Annotated in this window: 1 protein-coding gene; it reads left to right on the plus strand. The window is 54.1% G+C overall.

The window, feature by feature from the left end; all coding sequences use genetic code 11:
- Positions 1 to 257: protein-L-isoaspartate O-methyltransferase family protein (locus ACTHS3_RS18175; RefSeq protein WP_440368821.1), on the plus strand; the 257-nt coding region annotated here is incomplete at both ends.

Below are 257 nucleotides of genomic sequence, written 5' to 3' on the forward strand. Positions count from 1 at the left end.
GTTCTACATGGTCGAACAGCAAATCCGTCCGTGGGATGTATTGGATTTTGACGTTTTGGACGCGTTGGAGGAAATTCCGCGCGAGCGTTTCGTGAACGAGTCTTTGCAGGGTTTGGCGTATGCCGACATGGAGCTGCCGCTTGCCAACGGACATAAGATGCTCGAGCCGAAAATCGTAGCGCGGTTGGCGCAGGGTTTGAAGCTGACTAAAACCGATACGGTTTTGGAAATCGGCACGGGTTCGGGCTATGCGACCG

Source organism: Neisseria sp. P0009.S007 (assembly GCF_051962515.1).